This window comes from Thermostichus sp. MS-CIW-26, from assembly GCF_054059115.1.
Window position 1 is genome coordinate 70,877 of the sequence record NZ_JBSSBV010000009.1, and the last position, 7,693, is coordinate 78,569.

The window sequence follows — 7,693 nt, forward strand, 5'->3', positions numbered from 1 at the left end:
ATGGCCGGATCCTTGCCCAGGGCTTCTGAAGCAGCAGTGGATCCTGCCAAGTTCGTTGATTACTCTATGAATCCAGCTAATCCTGGAAATCAAGGCAAGTGGATTGCCTTTGCAGAGCTTGGCTATGATGTCAGTACACCAGAGGGAAGAAGGGTGGGATTTGCTCACATTCTGCAACAGGTTACTGCTGCTCTGCCTTGCGCCTTAGCCGGGGATCCGTTTCCAACACCCTATGGAAGCCGCTATCGAGTCAAGATTGAAATTTTGGGCCTCAATCAGAAAAAAGGCACTTTAGTGACCGTGTGGCAGGTTGATAAGGAAAGTTTAATCCCTCGTTTGGTCACCAATTGGCTAGAGGTACACAATGATGAGTAAAACCACTTCTAGAATCAAGCCATACAGTAGAGTCAAAACTGTGGCAGATGTCAAGGAGTATTTCAGCGAGACCACCATTCCTGCTGGAACTCAGGGATCCATTGTGGAATGTTACTCAGATCCCACTGAAGGCTATGCGGTTGATTTAGCGGTTCCGGATTTGAGCTTGGTAGGAGGTTTTCGATACTTTAATCTCATTCTTTTTCCCGATCAGTTTGAAGTCATAGATCCCGAAACATGAAGTATCCAATGTTGAATGGACGTTCCCTCTACCCCACCAATCCGGCCCAGCGCAGGTAGCCCTCCACCAGTTGGGATCCGGCCAGAGCCGCCACCCCTCCACCCATAGCCAAGTAGGGGCCGAAGGGGATGGGCTTTCCCAGGCGGGCCCGCCCCTTGGTCATGGCCAGCAAGCTAGCCAGCAGGCCAAACCCGGAACCCAAAAGAAGGGCCACCACCACCCCCTGCCAGCCCAACCACATGCCGATCAGGGCCAACAGCTTGCCATCTCCCCCGCCCATAGCCTCCCGCCCCAAGACCCAACGGGCCAAGAGGCCAATGCCCTCCAGCAGCCAGAGGCCCAGCACAGCTCCTGCAATCCCTTCCACCAGTGACAGGCCTGTAGCGGCCAGGGATCCGGATCCCTCCAGCCACAACAAGGCCAGGCGGGCCAAAAGCCCCACCACCAGGCCTGAACGGGTCAGCTCCTCCGGCAGCAAAAAGGTATCCAGATCGATGAGCGCCAGGGCCAACAGCCAGCTCAACAAGACGCAGGTGAGGATCCCTTGGGCAGAAAACCCCAAAGCGCCGATGCTGAGGGCAAACAGCCCCATTGTCAACGCCTCAACGGCAGGGTAGCGCCAGCTAATCTGCGCTCCACAATGGCGGCAGCGACCGCGCAGCAACAACCAGCCTAGGATGGGAATGTTCTCCGTGGGGCCCAGCGGCGTCTTGCAGCTTGGACAATGGGATCCGGGATAGAGCAGAGAAAGACCCTGCGGCAGGCGATAGACCACCACGTTCAAGAAGCTGCCCACACAGGCCCCCAGCACCAGTACCAGCACCCAGGCCAACAGGCGCAGCTCCCAGATTCTGTTGGCGTCGGCGCTGCTCAGCCACATCATGCTCAGCCACATCATGTGAGCGTTGTGCAGTAGGGGAGAACCTCGAGCATGGCAGCGATTCCCATCGCGTCGGCAGGACGGAGTCCCTAAAGGCAGAAAAAGGAAGGATCTGCTCTGTCAGCGTAGCTCCTTGTGCCTCACCGCAGCGGCTCCAACTGCTGCAGCGGAATAAAAGTTTCCTGGGGCAGCAGGATGGGGAACTCGGAAAAGATCAGATCCCCTCGCAGGGTACGGCGGTGAATAACTACCCCCCGCGGAGGTTGCTCCAGCACTTCCGGTCGATGCTGCAGATGAAATTGATAAATCTGGCGAGCCGCTTGAAGCAGAGCGCTGTCCATGAGCTGTTTTCCTACCTTGCCAAGTTCACGACTACCCTAACGACCTTCCCATTGTGTCAGCGAGACGGAGTCCTTGCTCGTTAGCGGGATAGGATCCTCAAGCCCTTTTGGATCCCTGACGTCCTCAGGCTTTTTTTGGAGATGCTTAGGGCCCCTTGAAAGCCGGGGATCCCTCAAGCCGAACACCTGCTTCTTTCTAAGAGAAGAGACAAACTGCCCTGCCCCCGCCAGCCTAAACTTAGGATATCGCCGCCGAGGACTTATGGGTCACCTCCGCCCACTCAATTCTCGATGTCTGTCCAGGAATGGAGGCCATAGAGCACTCTGGAGTTGTCGACAGCCGTCCTAAGATGGCTTGCCGTCAGGGCTGGGGGAGATCAAATCTGGGCCGATGCTGTAGGAGGAGCCACGGTAACTGGGTTTGGGATTGAGCTTGTCTTGAAAGCGGGTGATGATCTGGATGGTGCGCTGTACATCCGCCGGAAAGATCACCACCAGGTCTCCGGGTTCGGCTTTCTCCAGAGCGGTTTCGATAGCAGTTGCCTCATCCAAGATTTCCTGCAGACGATCCCCTGCCTTTTCCTGTTCCCAACCCTGCCGGATTAGGGCGGCCACCTCGCCTGGTTCCCGTCCTCGCCGGTCATCATCTTCTTTGACAATGGCTCGGTCGAACATGCGCGCTGCCAAGACTCCCAGCTCTCGTAGGTCGCTGTTGCGCCGATCCCCAGGCCCGCCGATAACCCCAATTTTTCGTTGGCAATCCCAGCGCTCCAGGGTACTTTGAATGGCTTCGTAACCTGCTGGGTTGTGGGCATAGTCCACCAACACCTGGTAGCCCCCTACATCAAACAAGTTGAGGCGACCGGGGGTCTGGGCTACAGAACTGGTGAAGGTGCCCAGCGCCATGCGGATGTCGTCGATGGAAACCCCGTGCAGGAAGGCTGCCAAAGTAGCGGCCAGCACATTTTGGATCATGAAGCTGGCCTTGCCAGAGAGGGTGAGGGGAATTTTGGTTACATCTTCTATGCGCAGTTTCCAGCCCCGTTTCAAAATTGAGATGTGGCCCTCTTCATAGACAGCTGCTATGCCCCCGGAAGCAATGTGCTTTTGAATGAGGGGATTTTCCGGGTTCATGCTGAAATAGGCCACTGTCGCCTTGACATTGGCGGCCATGGCGGCCACCAGACCATCATCGGCATTCAAGACAGCGTAGCCCCGCTCGTGTACCGCTTCCACCAAGACGGATTTGACGCGGGCCATGTCTTCTAGGGTTTCGATATCCCCCAACCCCAGGTGATCTGAGGTTACGTTGAGCACCACGCCAATATCGCATTCCGGAAACCCCAGCCCCTCTCGCAAAATGCCGCCTCGCGCCGTTTCCAGCACCGCCACTTCTACGGTGGGATCCCTGAGCACCAGGCGGGCGCTGTGGGGGCCGGTCATGTCTCCCTTGGCAATTTGATGGTTTTGGATGTAAACGCCGTCGGTGGTGGTGAAGCCGACCCGCTTGCCGATGCCTTTGAGGATGTGGGCGATCAGGCGGGTGGTGGTGGTTTTGCCGTTGGTGCCGGTGACGGCCAGGATGGGGATGCGGGTGTGGCTGCCGGGGGGAAAGAGCATGTCGATGATGGGCTCAGCCACATTGCGCGGGATCCCTTCGCTGGGGGCCAGGTGCATGCGCAGGCCGGGAGAAGCGTTCACCTCGACAATGCCGCCACCGGTTTCGTTGACGGGCTGGGCAATGTCCGGGCAGATGAGGTCGATGCCCGCCACATCCAGGCCGATGATCTGGGCTGCCCGTTCGGCGATGAAGGCGTTGTAGGGGTGAATGATATCGGTGCAATCGACGGCAATGCCGCCGGTGCTCAGGTTGGCGGTGGATTTGAGGGTGCAATGTTCTCCTTTGGGCAGCACCGTATCCAGGGTGTAGCCTTTGCTTTCGAGGATGCGCAGGGTCATGTCATCAACGCTAATTTGGGTCAGCACGTTTTCGTGGCCAAACCCCCGCCGCGGATCCCTGTTGACTTCGTCGATCAGCTCTTGAATGGTGGAACGGCCATCTCCCACCACATAGGCTGGGATCCGCTTGGCCACAGCCACCAGCTTGTTGTTGATCACCAGCAGTCGGTAGTCATCCCCCACCAGGTGCTTTTCCACCAACACCACATCGGAGTATTGGCTGGCGGCATCGTAGGCGATCTCGGCGGCTTCCAGGCTGGTGATGTTGACGGTGATGCCCTTGCCGTGGTTGGCGTTAAGGGGCTTGATCACCACCGGAAAGCCCCCGACATCCTCGATGGTGGCTGCCAACTCGCTGCGGCGACGCACCGTATAGCCCTTGGGCACCGGGATCCCCATGTCCTGCAGCAGTTCTTTGGTGGCCCGCTTGTCGGCGGCCAGGTCGGCGGCAATGATGCTGGTTTTTTCAGTGGTGGTGGCTTCGATGCGCTTTTGGTAGACGCCGTACCCCAGTTGCACCAGGGATCCCTTGTTGAGGCGCAGGTAGGGGATCCCGCGCAGGGCGGCCTCGTCCAGCAAAGCTTGGGTGCTGGGGCCGAAGCGGACGTTCTCTCGGATCTCTCGCAACTCTTGAATGTCCAGTTCTAGGTCGCGGCGGTAGTCTTCTCCATCCACCAAAGCCTGACAGAGGTAGACTGCAGCTTTGGCCGCAAAGCGCCCGGCCTCTGCCTCTTGATACTCGAACACGACGTTGTAGGTGCCGGGGGTGGAGGTTTCGCGGGTGCGGCCAAAATCCACTTTCATGCCGGCCAGAGTCTGCAGTTCCAAGGCCACATGCTCCACCACATGGCCCATGAGGGTGCCCTCTTCCACCCGTTGCAAGAATCCCCCATAGCAGCCGCGGGAGCACTGGTGTTCCCACAGTCCCGGCAACAGGGCCTCCAACCTTTCTTTGAAACCCGGGATGGTGTTGGTGGGTCGCTCCTGCAAGTCTTCCAGATCAAGCCGCATTTGAATCAGCTTATGACGACGGATGCTCCAGTAGTTGGGGCCACTGAGAACGCGGATGGATCGGATGCGCATAGGGTCTAGGGGAAACAGCGGGGAAGGGGACAGATAACTTAGGGTCGTTTTAGGGTCGTTTTCAGGATGCCGGCGCAGGAAACTGCCAAGGACTACATCCCGCTGGCGCGACCAGCCCTAATCTACACTCCCTTTGCCAAGGTCGAGAAAGAGTATCCTTTAATACAATTCTTTCGGTACAATTCTTTCGGCAGGCGAGCAAGGTTAAGACAACGCAATGGATCCCGCTTGACCACATCGGTACAGTGGGGAGCAGACGGGTCTGCGGCACATGGAAAGAACCTATCTGCTGGGGTTGGGCTGGATCTTGGGCCTGCTGGTGCGGGCTTGGCCCCAGGCTGCCGGGTGGGGCTGGGGGATCCTGCTGGGATTGGGGCTGGCGGGATCCCTGCTGTGTCGGCGGCGACTGCGTTTGGCCCGCACTTGGCTGGCGATGGGGCTGGTGGGGTGTCTGGCTTGGAATTACCTGGGTTGGCGGCAGCCTTTTCCCGGCCCGACGGATATCAGTCTGTTGGCCCCCCAGCAGCAGATGAACTTGGTGGGCACCGTCCTCTCGGAACCTCGTCCCACCCGCAGCGAACGGCTGCAATTTTGGCTGAGAGCAGAGCAGGTGCTCAACGCCGACTCCACGGCCCGCCAGGTCAGCGGCAAGCTCTACGTCACCACCGGCCCTGAGGCCCTCCAGGACAAGGATCTCCACCCCAACCAACGGGTGCGCCTGACGGGATCCCTGTACCTTCCCAGTCCGGCCTTGAACCCGGGCAGCTTTGATTTTCAAGCCTACCTGCAGCGCCAGGGGGCTTTTGCCGGCTTCAGCGCCCGTGAGGTGATCCTGCAGCCGGGGGGAAGAGGTTGGGGGGGCTGGGTGTTGCGGCGGCGGGTGCGAGAGGCGTTCGTTGCTGGATTGGGGGAGCGGCAGGGGAATCTGTTGGCTTCCTTGGTGCTGGGATCCCGGGCCGCCCAATTGGATTTCGACTTGCAGGATGCCTTCCGGGAAATCGGCATGGCCCATGCGCTGGCCGCCTCTGGGTTCCATGTGTCGCTGTTGGTGGGGGTGGTGTTTGTCCTGACGCGCCGGCTGGCGGTGCGCCTGCAGCAGGGGATCATTCTGGCAGTGCTGGGGCTTTACATTGCCCTGACGGGGTTCAGCCCTTCGGTGTTGCGGGCAGCACTGATGGGGGCAGCAGCCATGGTGGTGCTGACGGAGCCGCGCCTGGAAGGAAAGGTGAAGCTCAATCCCCTGGGGACGCTACTGGTGGCGGCAGTTTTGCTCTTAATCTACGAGCCGCTGTGGATTACAGACCTGGAGTTTCAGCTCAGCTTCGCCGCCACCCTGGGCCTGCTGGTGGGGACAGCTCCCATCGTTTCCCGCTTGGACTTTTTGCCCCCGGCAGTGGCCACCGCCTTGGCCGTTCCGCTGGCAGCCCAGATCTGGACTTTGCCGCTGCAGGTGGCCATCTTTGGCCGCATCCCCACCTATTCACTGCTGGCCAATCCCCTGCTGATGATCCTGTTGCTGCCGCTGCTGGTGGCGGGGTTCGGGGTGGCGTTTGGGGCTTTGCTCTGGCCAGGGCTGGGATCCCTGCTGGCCCGGCCCTTGACGTTTTTGATCACGCCTTTAATCAACTGGGTGAGCTGGATAGCCAGCTGGCCTCTGAGTTCCTACTACACCGGCCGGGTCTCCCTGCTCCAGTGCCTGCTCCTCTACGGGGCGCTGGTGGCCCTAACCTTTTGGCCGCGGTGGCGACAGGCCTTCCGCTGGCAGGGCACAGCCCTGATCATGGCCGCCATCCTCCTGGGTCCAAGGATGTGGCCGGGGCCGCCGGTCCAAATTACCGCCTTGGCCAGTGGACGAATTCCCATCCTGGCCATTCAAGCGGAAGGGCGCCACCTCTTGCTCAACAGCGGGGATCCCCGTTTGGCAGAACGCACGGTGTTGCCCTTTTTGCGGCAGCAGGGCTTGCACCGTCTGGACGGGGCGGTGGCCATGACCTCCGCCGGCTCTGCCAATGGCGGCTGGGAGATCCTGCTGTCGGCTTTCTCCAAAGGAGTACGTCCCGCCAACGCGATTGGGCAATTTTGGGATGGGGGAGGGGCCAATGCGGCTTCCGAAAGTTACCTGCGCTCCCTCAGTGCTGTGCAAGCTGCCGGGATCCCCTATCGAGTGTTGCAGCCTGCCGACCGGATCCCGGTGTCGCAGCGGTTGAGCCTACAGGCCATCCACACCAACCCCCTGGTGTTGACTTTAGAAACAGAGGGATCCCATTGGCTGCTGCTGGGCTCTGCCGGCACCCATGTGCAAGCCGAGCTAACCGGATCCCCGCTGATGCCGGCCCAGATCGACTGGCTGTGGTGGGACGGGGGATCCCTGATTTTGGATCTGTTGGAGCGCTTTCAGGTGCAGGCGGGCATTAGCTCTGGCTCTGTCGGCGAGACGGTGGTCACCTGGTTCCGGCAGAAACAACGACCCCTCTACGTAGCCGATCGGTCTGGAGCGGTAAGCTGGTCGCGGCGGGGAGTGCAAACCTTGAGGTCACAATTGGATTGAGCAGCGCTGTAGTCTGGGGTACAAACTCGGTAGAATTCGAGCAAAAAAGCTTGCAGCTTCCCAAACAAAGTGGGAGAGAGGCTAGCAGGGCAAGGCGGCGGGGGATGTCTTAGACATGTTCAGCTAGAAATCGCAGGAGCCCCGCACTGTACCCGTAGGGTCACTGCCGGAAGGAATGCGCTTTGATGAAGTACAATGAACTTATGAGCCAAGTCCTGACCATATCCTGCAAGCTCAAGGTGTCCCCGTCGCAAGCCGCCAAATTG

At 59.5% G+C, this 7,693-nt stretch carries 5 protein-coding genes; 2 read left to right on the plus strand and 3 right to left on the minus strand.

The annotated features are described in order from the left end of the window. Positions 1-375, plus strand: a complete 375-nt coding sequence (locus ACVWZU_RS05115; RefSeq protein ID WP_414330567.1) for a DUF6883 domain-containing protein — start codon at positions 1-3, stop codon at positions 373-375. A gap of 269 nt (positions 376-644) precedes the next feature. Here ACVWZU_RS05115 and ACVWZU_RS05120 read toward each other — a convergent pair whose 3' ends face one another. From ACVWZU_RS05120 to cphA, 3 genes are all read right to left on the minus strand, one after another. Then, positions 645-1,511 carry a prepilin peptidase gene (locus ACVWZU_RS05120; RefSeq protein WP_457443704.1) on the minus strand — a complete coding sequence of 289 codons (867 nt, stop codon included), beginning with the start codon at positions 1,509-1,511 and terminating at the stop codon, positions 645-647. Positions 1,512-1,636: 125 nt separating this feature from the next. Beyond that, the gene (locus tag ACVWZU_RS05125; RefSeq protein WP_414330572.1) at positions 1,637-1,837 is read right to left on the minus strand and encodes a hypothetical protein; all 201 of its coding nucleotides are present in this window, start codon (positions 1,835-1,837) and stop codon (positions 1,637-1,639) included. Positions 1,838-2,182: 345 nt separating this feature from the next. Next, positions 2,183-4,879, minus strand: coding sequence for a cyanophycin synthetase (gene cphA / locus ACVWZU_RS05130; protein WP_414343096.1), 2,697 nt, complete (start codon positions 4,877-4,879; stop codon positions 2,183-2,185). 271 nt (positions 4,880-5,150) lie between these two features. Here cphA and ACVWZU_RS05135 point away from each other — a divergent pair, with 271 nt between their 5' ends. Then, the gene (locus ACVWZU_RS05135; RefSeq protein ID WP_457443700.1) at positions 5,151-7,427 is read left to right on the plus strand and encodes a ComEC/Rec2 family competence protein; all 2,277 of its coding nucleotides are present in this window, start codon (positions 5,151-5,153) and stop codon (positions 7,425-7,427) included. Positions 7,428-7,693: the final 266 nt, after the last annotated feature.